Here is a 19898-nt window from a genome sequence, read left to right on the forward strand (position 1 = left end):
CTGCCTTTAAAATTGAGCCACTCAATGTATAAGTGATTTAGTGACAGGCTTGCCGGCAACCCATGACTTCAGCCTTAAGGGTTGGAATTTGCAATTTTGTAATTAAAATGAAGTATGTTTAATTACAACTGATGCCCAAGCTTAATATATCCCTTAATTTTCGTCCCTTCTGGTTGAAATTCGTGTATAATGCCGGCTTTTTAAAATTATGACTGGAGTTCGCCATGACAACTGAATTAACTTTGTCTATTATTAAACCAGATGCAGTTGCAAAATCTGTAATTGGCCAAATATATAGCCGTTTTGAGCAAGCTGGCTTGAATATTGTTGCTGCTAAAATGACGCATTTATCCCGCGAACAAGCCGAAGGATTCTATGCAGTCCATAAAGACCGACCTTTTTTTAATGATCTGGTTTCTTTTATGATTTCTGGCCCAGTCATGATTCAAGTATTGGAAGGCGAAAACGCCATTGCTAAAAATCGGGAAATTATGGGAGCAACCAATCCTAAAGAAGCGGCTCCTGGTACCATCCGTGCTGATTTTGCCGATAGTATTGATGCAAATGCAGTACACGGTTCCGACAGTTCGGAAACTGCTGCTCAAGAAATCGCATTTTTCTTTGCACCTGGCGAAATAAATAGAAGAGCTTAATCCGTTGATTTCAGAGGTAACGATGAGCGGGAAAATAAACCTCCTCAATTTTAACTATCCAATGATGCGTCAATTCTTAACCGACATCGGCGAGAAGCCTTATCGCGCCCAGCAATTGTTGCAATGGATTCATCAGGTAGGTTGTCATGATTTTTCGCAAATGAGCAACATCAGTAAGGCATTGCGGCAGAAGCTTAACGATGTGGCTGAAATTCGTTTACCTGAAATTACAAGTTGCCAGCAATCCAGCGATGGTACGCATAAATGGTTATTAAAACTGGATTGCGGCAATTGCATTGAAACAGTATTTATTCCGGAAACCAAACGCGGAACACTCTGCGTGTCATCCCAGGTTGGTTGCGCATTGAATTGCAGCTTTTGCTCAACAGCCAAACAAGGTTTTAACCGCAATTTATCGGTGGCTGAAATCATTGGCCAAGTGTGGCTCGCCGTGCGGGAATTATCCAGGCAACATGGCGCTCATGACAAGCGTGTTACGAATGTGGTCATGATGGGGATGGGAGAACCGCTGCTTAATTTTGATAATGTGGTGGCGGCAATGGATATCATGATGGATGATTTTGCCTACGGCTTGTCGAAACGTCGGGTCACCCTAAGCACCTCGGGCGTGTTGCCAGAAATGGAGCGCTTACGGGAACAAAGCCCCGTAGCTTTAGCCGTTTCTTTGCATGCTCCAAACGATGCATTGCGCAATGAGCTGGTACCTATTAATAAAAAATATCCCTTAGCGCAGCTAATGGATCTTTGCAAACGTTATTTCAAAAACGAATCCAAGCGTAAGATTACTTTTGAATATGTGATGCTAAAAGGGGTGAATGATCAGCCTGAACATGCTGCTCAATTGATTAAGCTTTTGCATAATGTGCCGGCTAAAGTCAATCTTATCCCATTCAATCCCTTTCCGATGACCCAGTATGAACGCTCGTCGCAAACAACCATCAATGCATTTAGAGACCAACTGCTCGCCAGAGGGATTAATACCACCACTCGCAAAACTAGGGGAGATGATATTGATGCAGCTTGCGGACAACTAGCCGGTTCAGTAAAAGACCGAACCAGCCGGTCTCAACGTTGGCAAAAATTGCATTTTACCCCTCAGGAAAAAAAAGAAGAATAGTCCATTTAGCCTGTTAAGGGCTAAGCTCTTGCGAATAGCGCAATATGAGTATAAAAAAAATACAAAACAGGTTGCAGATTCAGCCAGCAGAAATAAAAGATTATTTAACCATACAAAATATGGCTGGATTTTATATCTATGACCTTTCCCGTGAATGCGGATGGGCATGCTCTGATGATGGCCTTTATGAAAGTTTCGACTTTAAAGCATATTTGACAGAGCCGACCAGGAAGGCTTTCCTTGTGAGAGCGGCTGATGAATTGGCAGGCTTTATCTTATTAAATCAACAGGGATTTTACCCGGAAACCACATGGAATATGAGTGAGTTCTTTATCCTTGCAAAATTTCAAGGCAAAGGAATTGGCAGCTTGGCCGCAGCGCAAATTTGGCAAATGCACCAGGGGGCATGGGAAATTTCTGTTCTTCCTGAGAATCAGCGCGCTTTATCTTTTTGGCGTAAAACGATTTCCAACTTCACTGGTGGTTCTTATTATGAAGAACTTAAACACGTTGATTACGATCCATCTCAACCTAAACGGATTATTTTTTGCTTTAATACCAATGCGCATCAAGAGCAAAATGTTTTATGTAAATTAAATGACTGCAAGATTCAATTAATTGATAAAATTGCTGCAGCAACTGAAAAAAGAATGATGAAAGATTTGGTTGCCTATGAAACAAGCCATGGCATCGATGTTAATTACCAACGTTTTGCCATCACCATTTCTAATGAGGATGACATCATTTTTGGTGTTTTGCACGCGTATACTGCCTTTGCGGAAATTTACGTGGATGATATATGGATAGACAGTGCTTATCGTCATCAAGGATATGGCAGGCAGTTATTAGTGGCTCTTGAGAATCATTTTAAAGGCCAAGGGTTTAATAATATTAATTTGGTTACCAGTGCTTTTCAGGCCCCTGAATTTTATAAAAAATGCGGTTTCCAAGCGGAATTCACCAGAATAAATAAAAAAAATCCAAAGTTAAGCAAAACTTTTTTTGTCAAATTTTTTAATGAAAAGGAAGAAACTCAGGGTATTGTTAAATAATTGTTATGTAAGGTGGAGATTTATTTGCATAATTTATATTCATTAAAATATAAATTAATTTTGAGAGCTTCCTATTCACGGTTATAATGCCTTGAATTTCCAATAACAAGTGAGTCGATGTTGAAACTTCATTACCTGTTATTACTTGTCGGTTTATTATTAATTCAGGCTTGTCAGCAAAAGCCTGAGAGCGAAACACAAGCAGCAGGGTCAGGCAAAGAATACAATCGCAGCGACGCTGCTTCCTACAATGTGCAATTAGGGTTGGCTTATTTAAAGCAAGGAGACAGACCAAGAGCAAAGCGTAAGTTATTGCTTGCCATTGAGCAGGCACCTGACTCCCCCAGCGTAAATGCGGCCATGGCTTATTTTATGGAAAAAACTGGCGAACTGGAGGAGGCACAATCGTACTACCACAAAGCAATGGCATTAGCGCCTGGCAGTGGCGCACAATTGAATAATTATGGGACTTTTCTTTGCCGACAAGGGCAGTATCAGCAGGCTGAAAAGTACTTTTTGCAAGCGGTAAAAGATGTTAAGTATGAAAATACAGCCGGAGCCTATGAAAATGCAGGTTTATGCGCCATGGTCATCCCTGCACATGCAAAAGCCATCGAATATTTCGGTAAGGCTCTCGAACAAGATCCCTCGCGGAAACAATCATTATACGAATTGGTAAGACTTGAATCCCAGCAAAACCATAATGACCAGGCGCTGGCTTATCTGGAAAAGTATCCTATGCTTTCTTTGCGTGATCGAGTCCTACTAACATTGGCGGCTGATGTCGCTCACAAAACTGGAAAGATTGAACTTGAAGCAAGCTACAGAGCGCGTTTGCATCAATTAAATAATTTTTCGGACAATACCGGAGTAAAACATGACAATGACAGCGACAATGGATGAAATCGAAGAACGCACCCAGGAGAAACCCGGTGCACGATTAGCTTCCGTACGCCAGCAAAAAGGCTACAGCATTGAATATGTGGCTGGAAAGCTGCATTTGCGGGTACAAATTATCGAATTATTAGAAGCCGATGAGTATCAAAATATGCCCGAACCTGTGTTCATTAAAGGATATTTGCGTGCTTATGCTAAACTGCTGGAAATCCCGGGAGAACCTTTATTGGAAACGTTCAAGAGTTTATATTCTCCTGAACGTAAACCAGAGCGTGCGCTTTGGCAAAGCAAACGCGAAACCAACCGGGCAGAACGCGTGGTGCGTTGGTTGACCGCCTTGTTCGCAATAGGGGTTGTTACTGCCGTAGCTATTTGGTGGAATAAAAATAAAGATGATGAACGCATTTTCCCAAGCGCTAGCACGGCTGTGCGCCAGGAAACAGCTGCAAATAAGTCGGAAAGTGAAATACGATTAACTGATTTATCAAAAATGCGCTCTTTATTGTCTTCACATAATCTATACAGTGCAGTGGAGAAGCAGGGTGAGTGAGCGTATTCAAGCAATCCGCGGTATGAACGATGTATTGCCAGAAGAAACTTTCCTCTGGCGCCAATTGGAACAAATATTCAGCCAATGTTTGATGCAATATGGTTATAAGGAAATCCGTACGCCTTTATTGGAAAGCACCAGTTTATTTAAAAGAACGATTGGTGAAGTAACCGATATTGTAGAAAAAGAAATGTATACCTTTACGGATTTAAATGGTGAAAGCATTACATTAAGACCTGAAGGAACAGCCAGTTGTGTGCGTGCCTGTCTGGAGCATGGTTTACTGCATAACCAACAGCAAAAGCTTTGGTATTGTGGCTCTATGTTTCGCCACGAAAAACCACAAAAAGGGCGCTATCGCCAGTTCAACCAGTTTGGCGTTGAAGCTCTGGGCATTCCCGGTGTTGGAATTGAACTGGAGTTAATCGCTATTTGTAAGCGCTTATGGGAAATTTTGGGCATTTCTGCTGCAGTTGAGTTGCAAATCAATTCACTGGGCGAATTATCGGAAAGATTGGAGTACCGCGAAGAACTGGTTGCTTACTTAAATAAACATTTTGAACAGTTGGATGAAGACAGCAAACGCCGTCTGGATAGAAACCCATTGCGTATACTGGATAGTAAAAATCCAGACATGCAAGCCTTAATTTCACAGGCGCCCAAATTTTTGGACAAGATGGGTGAGGCTAGCCGCCAACATTTTCAGTCTCTATGCGATGGCTTAAAAGTCCTTGGTATTCCTTACACCATCAATCCTTTTTTAGTGCGTGGGCTTGATTATTATGGCCATACTGTTTTTGAGTGGGTAACTGATAAATTGGGTAGCCAGGCAACTGTGTGTGCCGGCGGAAGATTCGATAAATTAATCGAACATCTAGGCGGCAACCCAACTCCTGCGGTGGGATTTGCCCTAGGTATTGAACGCTTATTATTGCTGCGTGAAACCCTGTCTCTTAATCAGGACAAGGAAGCATTTCCAGATGTTTTTTTTATTGTTGTAAGCGAAGATGCTTTGCAACGTGCGTTAGTTTTGGCAGAATCCTTGCGTAATGAAAATCCCCGGCGGCAAATTTTAGTCCACACCGCGGGTGGAAGTTTCAAGAGTCAATTTAAAAAAGCGGATAAAAGCGGCGCACGCTTAGCCTTAATCTTAGGGGAAGACGAAATGGCGCAGCAGACGATAGGGATCAAAGACTTACGCCATCCTACAGAGCAGCAAGTGATCAAGCAAAAGGATTTGAATCAATACTTACAAAGCTATTTGCAGTAGCAGGAGAGAAGAATGTCAGTTTATATGACAGAGCAAGAACAAATAGAAGCAATAAAAAAATGGTGGCAGCGTTATAACGGGATCATAACCGTTATTTTTTCCGTTATTTTATTAGCTATTGCTGGCTACAAATATTGGAGTTGGCACCAGTCTAAAATTACGCAGCAAGCATCGAATGCCTACGAGCATTTAATGATAGCGTTTTCCAATCACGACAATAAAGGCATTCGAGCATATGCGAATCAGCTTATTCAAGAGTACAATGATACGATATACGCAGATGCTGCCCGCCTTACTTTAGCAAAACTTTTTATTGCTAAAGAGAAATATTCACAAGCACAAACGCAACTGCAATATGTGGCAGAGCATTCAAAAATGCTGGCGCTACAGCAGGTTGCTAAAATTCGTATGGCACGTTTGCTGCTTGCCGAAAAGTTATATGATAAAGCTTTAACAGCACTAAATCAGGTCAATGATGAAGCTTACACGCCTCTTATCAATGAATTAAAAGGGGATATTTATGCTGCGACAGGCCAGTATCCGCAAGCTGTTGCATCGTATAGAAAAGCAATGGATGAGGCACAGACTCAGGGAATGGGTAATCTATTTTTAGAAATGAAAACAAATGAATTGGCGGCATTGACTCACTCAATGAGAGGCGATGAAGCACTTCAAGCTGCCTAGTTTTGTTTTAATAAAGAGGCTTTTAATAGCCTCTTTATATTTTTAAAGACAACCACTTTCGTGAGGTTAGTAACACCAATGAATAAGCCATTTGCTGTTTTAAGTTTTTTTCTACTGTTGCAAGCCTGCGCTCAAGTAGATGATTACATGTTGGGTAAGGATAATACTCCTAAGCCAGCAGTTTTAGAGCCTATTCATCCCAGGGTAAAGTTGGTCGAAACTTGGTCCATCGCCAGCGGTAAAGCCGCCAAGTCGAGTATGTATCTTAAGTTAAAACCTGCAGTTGTTGGTGATGTAGTTTATACAGCAGATGCTGCGGGCATGGTGCAAGCTGTTGATAAAAATTCTGCGCGTGTTTTATGGTCAAAGCAACTTAAAAATGGGGTGATTAGTGGCCCTACAGTCGCTCGCGGCTATATTGCCTTAGGAACCAATGCTGCAACCGTCATATTGTTAAATCAAACTAATGGCGAGCAGTTATGGGAGTCTAAAGTTTCCAGTGATGCCTTATCCAAGCCTGTCATTGCAAATAATAAAGTTTTAGTCAAAACCATCGATGGCAATTTGTTTGCTTTTGGATTAACCAGTGGTGAAAAGTTATGGGTTTCCGATCATGGTGCCCCTCCTTTGATTCTCAAAGCCAGCTCTTCGCCTGTTATAGTAGATAAAGTGGCATTAGTCGGTTTTTCAGACGGGAAGCTCGATGCGATTGATCTTGATTCCGGAAGTCTCGTGTGGCAACGCGGCATTGCTTATGCCAGTGGTGCAAGTGATGTAGAGCGCCTAGTTGATATAGATGCAGATCCTATCGTGCGGGGAAATGTTGCTTATTTGGCTGGATATCAAGGCTATATCGGTGCCTTATCCTTAACAGACGGTCAATTTATTTGGCGTAAACCGGCTTCCACGTATAAAAATTTGGCCATGGATGCAAGCACGTTATATATGACCGATAGCGATGATGTAGTGTGGGCTTTCGATGCTCATAATGGTCAAGTCAAATGGAAGCAAATCGCGCTAAAAGCACGCAGTTTAACCGAACCTGTGCTTATGGGAAATCGTTTGGTTATTGGCGACAAAACAGGTTTCTTGCATGTCCTTTCGGCACAAACCGGGGAGTTTCTCTCTCGAACCCAGCTTGGGGGTTCTATTGATATTGCTCCTGCTGTATCAGGAAACAATCTGTACGTGATGACTGCTAACGGCAAATTAAATCGCCTCTCTGTGAGTTAACTATTATGATCCCTGTTATTGCCTTGGTAGGAAGACCCAATGTAGGTAAATCCACTTTATTTAACCGTATTACCCATACGCAAAATGCCCTGGTTGGCGATTTTCCGGGTTTAACCCGCGATCGACAATATGGTGATGCACAATTTGATGAGAAAGCGTTTATTGTCGTAGACACTGGCGGAGTTGGCGTTGATGATCTGGCTGTCGATGCATTAATGTCCAAACAATCTGAAATAGCCTTGCATGAGGCAGACACTATCTTTTTTATGGTGGATGGCAGGGCGGGGTTGACTGGAATAGATGAAAATATTGCCGATCGCCTGCGAAAATTGAGTAAACCCGTTTATTTAGTTGTAAATAAAACCGATGGATTAAGTGAGGATATTGCCAGTGCTGAGTTTCAAGCCTTAGGGTTTTCTGCAGTGCATGCCATTTCTGCAACGCACGGACGTGGCATCCACTCCTTGCTGAGAAATGCCACTCATGATTTCCCTGCCATTGACAGCAAAGAAGCAGATGCAGAAGAGCAAGCCATAAAAATTGCATTTGTAGGGCGACCCAATGTGGGTAAATCCACTTTAATCAACCGCATGCTTGGGGAAGAGCGGGTTGTGGTTTACGATATGCCGGGTACTACGCGCGATAGCATCGCTATTCCATTTACCCGCGACGAGCACCACTATGTTTTAATCGATACCGCTGGAATTCGCAGACGCTCTCGAGTAGATGAGAAAATTGAAAAATTTTCCGTTATTAAAACCCTGCAATCAATTAAAGAATCCCATGTTTGCCTCATGTTATTGGATGCAAAAGAAGGATTAACTGAGCAAGACATGCATTTATTGGGCTTTATAATCGAAGCAGGTAAGGCATTGGTTATTGCTGTAAATAAATGGGATGGACTGGATAGTGAACATAAAGAAAATATCCGGCAAGAACTGGAACGTCGTTTACCCTTCGTCAGCTTTGCCAAGACACGATTTATCTCGGCACTTCATGGCAGTGGTGTAGGGTTACTGTTTAAGGATATTGAGCAAGCGTATGCATCTGCCATGCAAAATTTTTCGACACCGATGCTGACACGTCTGCTACAAGATATTACGAGTCAACACACGCCACCATTGGTAAAAGGCAGACGCATCAAATTACGGTATGCGCATTCTGGAGGACACAATCCGCCAATCATTGTCATTCACGGCAATCAGGTAGACTCTTTACCAGACAGCTATAAACGCTATTTGGCAAATTCATTTACTGAGCATTTACGATTGATTGGAACTCCCTTAAGGCTTGAGTTTAAAGGCGGAGAAAACCCTTTTAAAGATAAGAAAAATAAATTATCTGAACGACAGGTCAAGCGCAAAAAAAGATTGATGAAGTTTGTAAAAAAACGTTCTTAAATCTCGCGCTGCTGGCTCACGCAAGCTATAAATGGCTGCTAAGTCCAAAGTTTGCGTGCGTTAATTATTACGGTCGGTTCATAAAATAACCCTGCAACATGGAGCGTTTATGCAAAAAAAACCAAACTTTATTTCCAAAGAAGAAATCTATGCAGGACATTTATCTTTCTATAAGTGCGCCCTGGAGATTCCTAGTTTAATTCCCGACAAAACAGCCATAACGTTACGTCGTGAAGTGGTTTCCAGTGCGGATTCTATCTCCGTATTACTTTATGCACCCCAAATAGATAGTTTTATTTTATGCCAGCAGTTTCGTGCGGGTGTTTTTTTGAATGAAGCCGATGATGATCCTTTTATTTTTGAATGTGTTGCCGGTACCATGGAGCCTGATATGCAGCCGGAAGCGCTTGCACGTAAGGAAATCTTTGAGGAAACTGGGTTAACCGTCGATAGCCTGGAAAAAATTGCTGTGATTTACAAAAGCCCGGGCATCATGACCGAAAAAGCTTATTTTTATTATGCCGAAGTAGATGGGGAAATTAAGAGTGGTTTTTTTGGTGTTGATGATGAGGAAATTAAAACCCATCTTGTCAAGCGAGTGGAAGCGTATAAGTGGCTTGACGACATGAAAATTCGTGATGCTTCTACAGCATTTGCCTTAAACTGGTTCCGCGCAAAAAAAGATAAGTCAAAATAAACGTTTCAAGGATTTCCATGCAACTTTGCCCGTGTGGTTCTAATAAAATTTACTCTGTATGTTGCGGTTTATATTTGGATGGTAAATTTATACCGGAAACTCCTGAGCAACTTATGCGTTCGCGTTATACAGCTTATTCTTTAGCCAATATAGATTATATAAAAAAGACCATGTGCGGCAAGGCATTAGTAGGTTTTAACCCGCTTGCGGCTGAGCATTGGGCGAAAAAAATTCTGTGGATTGGCTTGCAAGTCATGAACACACGGCAAGAAACTCCGGAAAAAGGTTATGTCGAATTCATTGCAACCTTTTTGGAAGAGGATAAGTTAGACTCAATTCATGAAATAAGTGAATTCCATCGACTTGAGGGCCGATGGTTTTATGTAGATGGAATGGCTCCTAATGTTTCTTCTGCTCCCTCCAAACAAAAAATTATGCGTAATCATTCATGCCCATGTGGGAGCCAGAAAAAATTTAAAAATTGCCATGGTAGTGTAGGAAGATATTAAAACTTTTGTAGACTTAGCATTAAACTTATTACTGTAATTAAATATTGCGCCACCTAAAGGAAGTTCAGACTATATCCTACCCATCTAAACCTTAAGCTGATGCCAGTGAACATGTCATAATTAGAGCTGAATCTGGTTTAGGACAAAGTTATCTTTTAAGACCATCTCTGGAGCATGGAAATATGGTGAAGGCAAAATATCTATACCTGCCACAAAATTTTTTACTTTTTACCCCAAAAACCTACTCTACCAAATGATACTTTAAAGGCTGTTTTGGCTTATCCTGAGCCGGTAAATACACAATATATTGATGCCTTGCAAGCTGTGGGTAAAATGGATAAGTTTATTTCCTGATTAAGCGAAAAAAGCAACTGGTCAAAGAGCTATCCGGTGGTCAATAACAAAAAATTTCTTTTGGGCGAGAAATACCACGCTTCCGGCAAATATATCCTGTATCTTTAGTTTCAAGATAGCGATTTACCCATGTTAATCTGGCTTTAATTTGCTGTTTCATAAAACAGGTAAATCAATTCGCGGTAAGATTATTTTTAGAAGTGTCTGTCAGGTCAAATTTAGTTTATAAATTTTTCCATCCAGATTTGTTTGCTATCCATCAAAGTTTGTATTGGGAGTACGTCCACAACACATTTTGCCCTGATGAGTTCGCTCATTATTATAATATTGCAGCCATTCGTCCAGATCTTTTTGCAACTCATCGATAGTTTCGTAAATTTTCTTACGAAATGTTACCTGATAAAACTCTTGTAAAATCGTTTTATGGAAACGTTCGCATATCAAACTTGACGGATATGGCCTTATAACAACTAATTTAGTTGCGGTACTCCTGAAAATATATCAACTAACTATAGTTGTTTAGGAATGGCAAAAATAGATAAATTGAGGAAACGATTTCTCAGTAAAGAAACCCCTCGTTATTTCCTCTTAAATACTTGATTATAGGCTTGAATCTATATAGTATTTAACCTATAATAAAAAGGAGAGGGTATGTGGTCAATAGAAACGACAGACACCTTTGATATCTGGTTTGATACTTTGGATGATATAGATAGGACTAACGTGTTGGCATCAATGATAGTATTACAAGAGAAAGGGCCTATGCTATCAAGACCTATGCAGACACTGTTAAAGGCTCTTGTCATAGTAACATGAAGGAGTTACGAGTCCAAAGTAAAGGTGATCCAATCAGGGCGTTTTTTGCATTTGACCCAAAGCGGAGAGGTATTTTATTGTGTGCTGGCAATAAAACAGGAAATGATAAACGATTTTATGATGAAATGATTCCAATAGCTGATCGTGAGTTTACTGCTCATCTGAAAAAGTTAAATAAGGAGTAATTATTATGGCGAGAACCCTTGAACAAATTCTTGCAGCAGAAAAACCAGGAGTGGTTAAAAAGGCACAAGAAAAGGCAGAAGAAATGTTGCTCAATATCCATTTAGCTGAGCTTCGCGAGTTGGTACAAAAGACTCAAGTAGATATGGCAAATGTTCTTGGCATAAAGCAGCCCACAGTCGCTGAAATGGAAAAGCCTGGACGTGATCTTAAGCTATCATCTTTAAAGCGCTATATTGAAGCAACTGGAGGAAAATTACGGCTCGATGTTGAGCTTCCGGATGGGACACATTATGGTTTTGCTATTTAACTGGAAAACCAACAGACAACGCGTTCAGTGAATCATTTAATGGCAGTTTTCGGGATAAATGTTTGAATAGCCACTGGTTTCTATCTCTTGAAGATGCTAAAAACAAAATTGAAGAATGGTGGCAGGATTACAATGATTTCCACCCTATTCTTCAGTGAACAATTTGACTCCAAATCAGTTCAAACAGAGGGTGTTAAGCGCCAGTTTTTCCAGGTAAGGCCGGAGCAGTTTTGGGGAGAGGATCAAATTAGAGGACAAGAGATTAATAAACTCGCTTCGTCCCTTATCCGCATTTTATCAAGGTTTGTTGTGGTTGCGCGACATTTATATTTAATACAGATTTAAATGGCACGGAAGACAGCTTCGGTTCTGATACCATACATCGCGCAAGGCTATCGAAACTACAGCGAAAAAGTAGTTATCTTTTAACTACGGATGCGGTCATTCTTGACACACACGTTTGCTTTCCCTCTTCATTAAAAAGATCAATTTGCCAGACTTGAGTCGTGCGTCCTAAATGAATTGGGCGAGTGATTCCTACAATTATGCCTTCCCTTACTGGACGGATATGGTTTGCATTGATTTCCAAGCCAACGCAATAATAATGCTCCAGATCAACTACGGCATTGGCTGCAGTACTTGCAATCGTTTCAGCTAATACTACGTTGGCTCCACCATGCACAATGCCTATCGGTTGCTTCGTGCGTGGTGTGGCTGGCATGGTTGCTTTTAAATAGTCATCGCCAATTTCAATAAACTGAATGCCTAAAAAATCAGCCATGGTATTTTTTCCGCGGTTTGTTAAATCGTCTAAAGTAAAAGGTTTAAACCAGATAGCCATAGATATCCTTAAAATCAGATCAATTAAGTGCTGGAAACAATAGCAAATAAACTATTTTCCTGCGAGAAACATTTAAAACCATGCTTCATCCTATGTTAGTCAAACTCTCTATACTCATAAGACAATGTGCGAGGAAATATGATGGATCATAAAAAAACTTGCTGCCAACATCAACATCCATCTCCTGCCAAATTGGAGGCAACAGATGCGGATACAATTTATGTTTGTCCCATGCATCCTGAAATTAGACAGGCAGGGGCTGGAAATTGTCCTATTTGTGGCATGGCTTTAGAACCTGAGCTATCAGGAACTCAAGACTTGGATGATCCAGAACTTAAAACCATGCGCCTGCGTTTTTGGGTATCTTTGTTTTTAAGCGTGCCAATCCTAATTTTGGATATGGGCAGTCATTTGTATGGGAATCTCATTTCGCAACCCATGTCTTTTTTGACGCAATTTTTATTGTCTATTCCAGTAGTATTTTGGGGCGGGGGGCCTTTTTTTCAGCGTGCCTGGCATTCATTACAAAATAAGCGGCTGAATATGTTTACCTTGATAGGAATGGGTGTGGGTGTGGCGTGGACTTACAGCGCTATCGCTATTTTTTTCCCGAATCTGTTTCCAGAAACTGTACGTAATCATGAAGCAGTAATCCCTGTTTATTTCGAAGCAGCTGCGGTAATTACGACCCTGGTTTTATTAGGGCAAGTGCTGGAGTTAAAGGCACGGGCACGCACAGGCGATGCCATACGTAATTTACTAAACCTCGCACCTGAAATTGCCCATCGCCTCCATAAGGGAGATATTATCGATATTCCCGTTGCTGAGGTTTGCAGCGGTGATTTATTACGGTTGCGTCCGGGTGAAAAAATTCCTGTGGATGGAGTGCTTGCAGAAGGAAAAAGTTATGTTGATGAATCCATGATAACGGGAGAACCCATGCCGGTAGCTAAACATCCAGGCTCAAGCGTAATTGCCGGCACATTGAATCAAAAAGGTAGTTTTACCATGAAAGCTTTGCATGTGGGTAAAAATACCATGCTCGCGCATATTGTGCAGATGGTGAGTGAAGCGCAGCGCAGTCGTGCTCCCATCCAAAAGCTTGCGGATCAAGTATCTTCCTGGTTTGTACCCATAGTCATATTAATAGCCTTTATTTCTTTTAATGCCTGGCTTTGGCTGGGGCCGAAGCCATCATTAGGGTATGCGTTGATGGCTGCAGTTTCTGTTCTTATTATTGCATGCCCCTGTGCATTGGGTCTTGCCACCCCAATGTCTGTTATGGTTGCGGTAGGTCAGGGGGCTCGCCATGGCATTTTGATTAAAGATGCCGAAGCTTTGGAAATTATGGCAAAGGTAGATACTTTGGTGATAGATAAAACTGGTACATTAACCGAAGGGCACCCGGAGCTGATGGATATAGTGGTTGCAAAAGATTTTGATACGCAAGAAATTTTGTCATATGCCGCTTCATTAGAAAGCTATAGCGAACATCCCTTAGCAAAAGCGATCATTGCCAAGGCCAAGGAAAAAAAAGCACCGCAACTTCCTGTGCAAAATTTTAATTCTGCTACAGGATGCGGGGTGATGGGAATTATTCACGGGAAAAAAATAATGGTTGGCAGCATGAAATTCATGCAGGAAGGTGCAAATAATTTTCAGTTTTTTTCAGAGACATTAAAAAACATGGCAGCAGGCAATACTTTGGTAGGTATGCTGGTGGATGAAGTTCCAGCTGCCATTTTCATTATCGGGGATCCAATTAAAACCAGCAGCCTGGATGCCATACAAACCTTAAAGGCACAACATATTAATCCCATCATGCTTACCGGCGACAATCAAAATGCAGCATTAAAAGTGGGGGAAAAACTTAAGATTGCCAAAGTCTATGCGGAAATGTTACCCAAAGATAAATTTCATATAATAAAACAATTGCAAGAGCAAGGACATATCGTCGCTATGGCAGGGGATGGCATCAATGATGCGCCAGCCCTGTCTCAGGCGAATATAGGGATTGCCATGGGTACGGGTACTGCCGTCGCCATTGAAAGTGCTGGCATTACCCTTTTAAGAGGTGATTTGAGCGGCATTACCAAAGCCCGGCTTTTAGCAGAAGCTACTTTACATAATATTCGACAAAACTTATTTTTTGCATTCGTTTACAATGCACTAGGCATACCCATTGCAGCCGGCATACTTTATCCATTTCTTGGTATTCACTTAAGCCCCATGCTTGCAGCAGGCGCAATGTCTTTAAGTTCTATATCAGTCATCATAAATGCAACTCGATTAAAAAGAATGAATCTGGCATGAAAATGAGTATGTTTCATGAAGAAGTTTTTTTATAAAGCTGGATTAGGTTCTGTCGACATTGATGATTGTGTATAATCTGCGATAGAAATGACATGGTGGTTTTATGCTTACAGATGATGAATGGAACAGGATTAAAGATTGCTTACCAGGTAAGTCGGGGGATCCTGGTCGGAGGGGATCAGACAACCGGCTTTTTGTAGAAGGTATAATGTGGATGGCTCGGAATGGTGCAAAATGGAGGTCATTGCCTGAGAAATATGGTAAGTGGTCTACAGTTCATAAACGATTTATACGTTGGTCCAAGAAAGGAATCTGGCAAATGATATTTAATACATTGGCCGTCGACGCGGATACAGAGTGGCTGATGATTGAATGGGCAGATAAGAGGTAGATGACACAAGGATGGCTTATTAATAACCGGTTTCTTAACCTTCGAATTTTAAAGGGAGACAACTAGCAAGAAGACTATTAATACCCCATATTTAGAGTTAGTAAGACATCGAAAGGAAAATAAATGTCTGCTTTTAAAAAAGCTATTTCTCAACTGTGTCAAAGTGTTAGGAATATAGTATTCGAAAAAGAAGGGATGACAAAATATAGAAAGGTTCTCTTATTTTTCATATCAGATGGTTTGTTGACATCAAGTGAAATTGATCAATTAAATTTTTTAAAAGAAAAATATTCGCTTAGTACGGATGAAATAAATAAAATACATAAGACTGTTTTGTCTAATTATTGGAATTTATTAATTTCGGATTCATTGATTACTGAGAAAGAAAAACAATCTTTTGAAGAGCTCTTAACTTATTTTTCCCTCAAGACGACAGATATCAATTTTTCTCAGGCTGATTTCAATAAATTCTATGCGCTTGGTCTTCTTGCTCATGGGGTTCTAGTAGAAATACCTAAAGAGAGTCATAACCTCAACATATGTTTTAATAAAGAAGAGGTTCTCCATTATGGAGAAGATGCTTTTTTATGTAGAATAAAAAAATCGATTGCTCGGATAAATTATTCGGGTATCTCAGGATCGATAAAAATAGTAAAGGGTCTTCGCTATAAGTTTGGGTCTTTTAATTTGGTGCAACAAGTCAATGAATATGTAACCCCTGAGGATTCGGGTGTTTTTTATATTACAAATCAAAGGATTGGTTTTTTAGGTGCTAAAAAGCAATTCACTATCAAGCATAGCAAAATTATTAGTTTCAATTTAAGTCAGGATGGTTTGTTAGTGTTTAAGGAGGGCAAGGAAAACCCTTATATCCTAAAAATGGATGATTATGAGGTGATAGCAGGTATTCTTTCGTTTATTGTCAATCATTAATGATGCAGGTGTTAACTAGCGTCGATCGATAAACATTCTGCTGGATTCTACTTTATCGTTTTTAAAATATATTATATAGCGTCTTGAGCCATCAGATGAAAATATATAAGTTTTACCTGTTTCATATTGATTCCCCCATCCTTCTTTTAAAATTGGAGCGCCGCATTGGGATATGACAAAATCAACTGAATCACCGCGCTCAATCAATTGTCCCTTGCAACGCATCCTGTCAAATCCGTATTCTCCTAATGAAAATGGTGAAAACAGGATTAAGCATATGAAGATTATCTTTTTCATAGCAACGCTCCTTTGCCTATCATTTAAAATTGTAGACAAAAATGCGCTAAAAGAGAGCTTCTTTTCAAATTGACATCACCCCTTTCCAAGAGCGAATTATAGATATTGTTGCGGGAAAGAATTATCATTACTCCGCAAGGATTAGGGAATAATAACGACAAGGAGCGTCCGACTAAATTGGAGTAGGTTTTACAATGAGTTATATAAAATCTTTTGCAGGGATTGCTCTGCTATCTTTTTCATTTTCAACATATGCTGGCGTCTGGGCTCCAACCGCTCATAGTCGAGCAAATTGCGCTGGCTTCAATGAGTCTATTACTTGGCACGCAGGACATTCTTACTATTGGAGAGTTGAAAGTCATCATTATCCTAGTGGTTGGTCGCGACCTGTTCATATTCTTAATACAGGAACTCAATATACGTGGAGAGCTGCTGCTTATCATGCCACTGAAGCTTATTCCAGCCGAGGTGATAAATGGTGGGTCAACGGCTACCACTTCTACTACCCTAACGGCAAAGAACGTTTGGATGTAATGACCAGTGTAGGGGATTGTAGTATTTATGATGGTTGGTGGGATTAAATTAAGTAATAAGGAAAATTATGAAGAAAGCTGTGTCATTAATATTTGCTTTAGGGGCCAGTATAGTATTTGCGGATCAAGCTGAAGATGATTTGAACGCTAAACGTATGGCGTGGTCAAAAGCTTACTTAGAGAAACAAGGGTTACCAACACCTGATGGCGGAGTAACAATAGTACCCGAAAAGCAAATGTCTAGCTATGATGAAAAAAAGGAAGAGCGTCTTAAATTCAAAAAAGATATTCAAAAGTTCGGTTATATTAAATCAGATAACCCTTCAACTAATCAGCTTTTAACGCTTTCAATTACTGCAAAGCGTGATTTGAAGGGGCATGGCAATGATAGCGATCCTGAGAGTACTCATCTTAAGAGAAGTATCCACGATTTAAAAATGGCATATACACCAACTCAGGTTCCCTCTTCCGTTGCTGATACATATATTGGAGCAGCACCTTATCTAACCTATTTGCAAGCTCAGGGATGGGTTGGCGCTATACAATTCTTCAGAAATAATGCAGTAGGTAATTGCTCTTTTAGTGAAAACAATGTGAAGTTAAGCCATGGGGCAATTGTTATTGCACAAGAAGACGTTCGTAGTGATGTAAACGGTAAAACTACAACCATTGAGGTTATGGGAACTCCAAATGCTGGTTTTACTTATACTGTAGAATGGTTCGATGATGCATTTTTTAGAAAAGTAGAATGCGCCAATAAAAAATATTCTGCTGATTTAACTAATTCAGTTATCAAAATTGCCCAAGCGATTGATAGTAATTAAAAATTAATCAATGTTATGAAATTTTGATAAAGCCTATTTCTCGTATCTCCATGGATTGTTGAGATACGAGTGATTATATGAATTATTGTAAATTTTTTCTTTTTAAAGCTCTAATCATAGTGGCATGGATTTCCAAAGAATCATTACACTTAATACCAACCCTTATAATGGACTCTAAGGATTGGTATATCCCGTATTTATTTTGTGAAAGATAACGTACCTTAACCATCTCAAATGGGTGCTATGGGAAAAAGACTCGCGGAGGAAGCCTAGAGTTTCCAAGCCTGCAAAAATTCCCGTGTATGTTGCAATACAAAAAGCTTTCCATATAGACTGTGTCCTTGAGAGATTGGAGAGCTGCCAAGGATTGATTTGCTATATAAGCTGCTTGTCTATCTTTTTAAACATACATCAAATTCGCATAGAGCTATCTACAGATATTGTAGATAAGTCATCTATTCTTATGGGTATGTCTATGGTGAATATCTGGGTAATGTTGGTGTGAGTGAGTCAACTCTTCATGCTGATGAGGATGTGAGTGAGGCTCTTTGCCATTCCAATGAAAGTCATGAGTATGTTGATGGTGTTTATCATGACAATGCGAATGATTATGAAATAAAGATTCGTGATGATGAATATGGCCATGACCCTCCGTTAAATGTATCCAGACTCCTATACCCATTAAAGTAGCGGCTATCCAAAACAATCCCGATGTAGTCTCATGAAAAAATAGGATAGCAATACCCGCGCCTATAAAGGGTGCTGTGGAAAAATAAGCTCCTGTTCTCGCTGTTCCAAGTCCTCGTAAAGCAAGAACAAATAAGACAAGACTGATGCCATAACCAAGAAAGCCTAACAGCAGGGTATAGCTAATACTAGCCAATGCGGGAACTGTTAATCCTATAAAAAATGCAAGACTTAAGTTTACTACTCCAGCGACAAGTCCTTTACTTCCTGCAATAAATATCGCATCAGCAGCTGATATTTTGCGGGTAAGGTTGTTATCTATCGCCCAGCATAAACACGCGCCGGTAATGCTTAAAGTACCTAACCAATTTTGTGGGGCCGTTTGTCTTGGCCAAGATAATATAACCCCACCTGCTATGATGAGAAGCATGCCCCAAATAATGCGGCGATCCGTGCTTTCCTTAAAGAAACCCCATGCTAGAACAGCCGTGAATACCGCTTCTAGATTAAGAAGAAGCGAAGACGCGGCCGCACTTGTATGAACTAGTCCAATCATTAATAAGGTTGGGGCAATCACGCCACCAAATCCAATACCGGCCAATAACCACGGCCATTCATTTCTTAATAAGCCTGAAGCACTCCAACCCCTATCTCTAATGAGACGTAAGAAACCTAGTCCGAGCCCACTCCCTAAATAAAGAAAAGCTGCGAGGAATAAAGGAGAAATATCATCAGTTAATTGCTTGGCAAATGGGGTGCTACCTCCAAATAGGAAGGCCGCTCCAAGAGCTGCTAATGTGGCTGAGGAAAAATGAGGCTTAAGCATATAGAACTCACTTATTACTTTAAGATATTAACTTAGTTTAGAGGATGTTTTATTTATTGTGAGCTCTTTTCATCGGCGCCGTTTGAAAACCTCATTATTCTTTAAATCGATATCTGTAACTCTTTGTAAAAGGTTAAAGCTTCCTATGTGGGCTTACGGGCGCTTTTACAAGGCTTTGACAACATACCCCAACTGGGTATATACCTTTAGGGGTATATTGGAGAATTGTTATGCCCAAATATCCAGAACATCATCATGAATTATCCCGACTTAATCGAGTTACAGGCCAACTTGAAGGCATAAAGCGGATGATTGAAGAGCAGCGCTATTGTGTTGATATTTTGTCGCAATTACGTGCTGTTCGTAATGCGGTAAAAACCATAGAGCTTGGTGTGCTTGAGCGCCATGTTTTAAATTGCCTTAATGAAGTGGCGTGTCATGGAGATCAGGATTCTCGCCAGAAAAAAATGAATGAGATAATGGCCTTGCTTAAAAAATATGATTGAG

General features: G+C 40.4%; 22 protein-coding genes and 2 pseudogenes. 20 read left to right on the plus strand and 4 right to left on the minus strand.

The window, feature by feature from the left end; all coding sequences use genetic code 11:
* The first annotated feature begins 224 nt into the window (after window positions 1-224).
* The 11 genes from ndk to NKV53_RS00605 all read left to right on the plus strand — a co-directional run bounded on the left by ndk (window position 225) and on the right by NKV53_RS00605 (window position 10083).
* Complete coding sequence (gene ndk / locus NKV53_RS00555; protein WP_126954547.1) at window positions 225-653, plus strand: nucleoside-diphosphate kinase; 429 nt, start codon at window positions 225-227, stop codon at window positions 651-653.
* Between the two features lie 22 nt (window positions 654-675).
* On the plus strand, window positions 676-1791 hold the full coding sequence (rlmN, locus tag NKV53_RS00560; protein WP_127033354.1) for a 23S rRNA (adenine(2503)-C(2))-methyltransferase RlmN: 1116 nt from the start codon (window positions 676-678) through the stop codon (window positions 1789-1791).
* A 44-nt stretch (window positions 1792-1835) separates the two neighbouring features.
* Window positions 1836-2843 (plus strand): GNAT family N-acetyltransferase, encoded by a 1008-nt coding sequence (locus NKV53_RS00565; protein WP_126954545.1) that lies wholly within the window; start codon window positions 1836-1838, stop codon window positions 2841-2843.
* A 117-nt stretch (window positions 2844-2960) separates the two neighbouring features.
* A complete protein-coding gene (pilW, locus tag NKV53_RS00570; protein WP_127033358.1) occupies window positions 2961-3746 on the plus strand; it encodes a type IV pilus biogenesis/stability protein PilW in 786 nt (261 codons plus the stop codon).
* Window positions 3721-4290 carry a RodZ family helix-turn-helix domain-containing protein gene (locus tag NKV53_RS00575; RefSeq protein WP_126954543.1) on the plus strand — a complete coding sequence of 190 codons (570 nt, stop codon included), beginning with the start codon at window positions 3721-3723 and terminating at the stop codon, window positions 4288-4290. The genes pilW and NKV53_RS00575 overlap by 26 nt, the downstream gene beginning before the upstream one ends.
* 22 nt (window positions 4291-4312) lie before the next feature.
* Complete coding sequence (gene hisS, locus NKV53_RS00580; protein WP_233579816.1) at window positions 4313-5560, plus strand: histidine--tRNA ligase; 1248 nt, start codon at window positions 4313-4315, stop codon at window positions 5558-5560.
* Window positions 5561-5572: 12 nt separating this feature from the next.
* Complete coding sequence (locus NKV53_RS00585) at window positions 5573-6244, plus strand: tetratricopeptide repeat protein (RefSeq protein ID WP_126954541.1); 672 nt, start codon at window positions 5573-5575, stop codon at window positions 6242-6244.
* Between the two features lie 78 nt (window positions 6245-6322).
* Window positions 6323-7477 carry an outer membrane protein assembly factor BamB gene (bamB, locus tag NKV53_RS00590; RefSeq protein ID WP_126954540.1) on the plus strand — a complete coding sequence of 385 codons (1155 nt, stop codon included), beginning with the start codon at window positions 6323-6325 and terminating at the stop codon, window positions 7475-7477.
* A 5-nt stretch (window positions 7478-7482) separates the two neighbouring features.
* The gene (gene der / locus NKV53_RS00595; protein WP_126954539.1) at window positions 7483-8877 is read left to right on the plus strand and encodes a ribosome biogenesis GTPase Der; all 1395 of its coding nucleotides are present in this window, start codon (window positions 7483-7485) and stop codon (window positions 8875-8877) included.
* 109 nt (window positions 8878-8986) lie between these two features.
* Window positions 8987-9574, plus strand: coding sequence for an NUDIX domain-containing protein (locus NKV53_RS00600; RefSeq protein ID WP_126954538.1), 588 nt, complete (start codon window positions 8987-8989; stop codon window positions 9572-9574).
* Window positions 9575-9591: 17 nt separating this feature from the next.
* Window positions 9592-10083, plus strand: coding sequence for a YchJ family protein (locus NKV53_RS00605; protein WP_127033362.1), 492 nt, complete (start codon window positions 9592-9594; stop codon window positions 10081-10083).
* Window positions 10084-10655: 572 nt separating this feature from the next.
* Here the strand turns inward: NKV53_RS00605 and NKV53_RS00610 are convergent.
* Window positions 10656-10878: pseudogene (locus NKV53_RS00610) on the minus strand (integrase core domain-containing protein); the annotation flags it as partial.
* Between the two features lie 371 nt (window positions 10879-11249).
* Between NKV53_RS00610 and NKV53_RS11950 the strand changes: the two are divergent.
* The 3 genes and pseudogenes from NKV53_RS11950 to NKV53_RS00625 form a co-directional block, all read left to right on the plus strand.
* Window positions 11250-11438: a type II toxin-antitoxin system RelE/ParE family toxin gene (locus NKV53_RS11950; protein ID WP_127033306.1), complete on the plus strand. Its 189-nt coding sequence runs from the start codon at window positions 11250-11252 to the stop codon at window positions 11436-11438.
* Between the two features lie 5 nt (window positions 11439-11443).
* Window positions 11444-11746: an XRE family transcriptional regulator gene (locus NKV53_RS00620; RefSeq protein ID WP_058459049.1), complete on the plus strand. Its 303-nt coding sequence runs from the start codon at window positions 11444-11446 to the stop codon at window positions 11744-11746.
* Window positions 11747-11748: 2 nt separating this feature from the next.
* Window positions 11749-11963 (plus strand): annotated as a pseudogene (locus NKV53_RS00625) (transposase); the annotation flags it as partial.
* 201 nt (window positions 11964-12164) lie between these two features.
* Here NKV53_RS00625 and NKV53_RS00630 read toward each other — a convergent pair.
* A complete protein-coding gene (locus NKV53_RS00630; RefSeq protein ID WP_126954888.1) occupies window positions 12165-12587 on the minus strand; it encodes a hotdog fold thioesterase in 423 nt (140 codons plus the stop codon).
* A 141-nt stretch (window positions 12588-12728) separates the two neighbouring features.
* On the opposite strand from NKV53_RS00630, the gene NKV53_RS00635 reads away from it, so the two are divergent.
* The 3 genes from NKV53_RS00635 to NKV53_RS00640 all read left to right on the plus strand — a co-directional run bounded on the left by NKV53_RS00635 (window position 12729) and on the right by NKV53_RS00640 (window position 16224).
* Window positions 12729-14900: a copper-translocating P-type ATPase gene (locus tag NKV53_RS00635; RefSeq protein ID WP_253350528.1), complete on the plus strand. Its 2172-nt coding sequence runs from the start codon at window positions 12729-12731 to the stop codon at window positions 14898-14900.
* 103 nt (window positions 14901-15003) lie between these two features.
* Window positions 15004-15291: a transposase gene (locus NKV53_RS11955; RefSeq protein WP_371923145.1), complete on the plus strand. Its 288-nt coding sequence runs from the start codon at window positions 15004-15006 to the stop codon at window positions 15289-15291.
* Between the two features lie 123 nt (window positions 15292-15414).
* Window positions 15415-16224, plus strand: a complete 810-nt coding sequence (locus NKV53_RS00640; RefSeq protein ID WP_126954203.1) for a hypothetical protein — start codon at window positions 15415-15417, stop codon at window positions 16222-16224.
* A 15-nt stretch (window positions 16225-16239) separates the two neighbouring features.
* Here NKV53_RS00640 and NKV53_RS00645 read toward each other — a convergent pair whose 3' ends face one another.
* Window positions 16240-16521, minus strand: a complete 282-nt coding sequence (locus NKV53_RS00645) for a DUF2845 domain-containing protein (protein ID WP_126954204.1) — start codon at window positions 16519-16521, stop codon at window positions 16240-16242.
* A 194-nt stretch (window positions 16522-16715) separates the two neighbouring features.
* On the opposite strand from NKV53_RS00645, the gene NKV53_RS00650 reads away from it, so the two are divergent.
* Both NKV53_RS00650 and NKV53_RS00655 read left to right on the plus strand, forming a co-directional pair.
* Window positions 16716-17102 (plus strand): hypothetical protein, encoded by a 387-nt coding sequence (locus tag NKV53_RS00650; RefSeq protein WP_126954205.1) that lies wholly within the window; start codon window positions 16716-16718, stop codon window positions 17100-17102.
* A 20-nt stretch (window positions 17103-17122) separates the two neighbouring features.
* On the plus strand, window positions 17123-17878 hold the full coding sequence (locus tag NKV53_RS00655) for a hypothetical protein (protein ID WP_126954206.1): 756 nt from the start codon (window positions 17123-17125) through the stop codon (window positions 17876-17878).
* A 451-nt stretch (window positions 17879-18329) separates the two neighbouring features.
* Here NKV53_RS00655 and NKV53_RS00660 read toward each other — a convergent pair whose 3' ends face one another.
* The gene (locus NKV53_RS00660) at window positions 18330-19391 is read right to left on the minus strand and encodes a DMT family transporter (RefSeq protein WP_126954207.1); all 1062 of its coding nucleotides are present in this window, start codon (window positions 19389-19391) and stop codon (window positions 18330-18332) included.
* A gap of 230 nt (window positions 19392-19621) precedes the next feature.
* Here NKV53_RS00660 and NKV53_RS00665 point away from each other — a divergent pair, with 230 nt between their 5' ends.
* Window positions 19622-19897, plus strand: coding sequence for a metal-sensitive transcriptional regulator (locus tag NKV53_RS00665; protein WP_126954208.1), 276 nt, complete (start codon window positions 19622-19624; stop codon window positions 19895-19897).
* Window position 19898 lies beyond the last annotated feature (1 nt).

This window comes from Legionella sp. 27cVA30, assembly GCF_024160945.1.
Lineage (GTDB): Bacteria > Pseudomonadota > Gammaproteobacteria > Legionellales > Legionellaceae > Legionella_A > Legionella_A septentrionalis.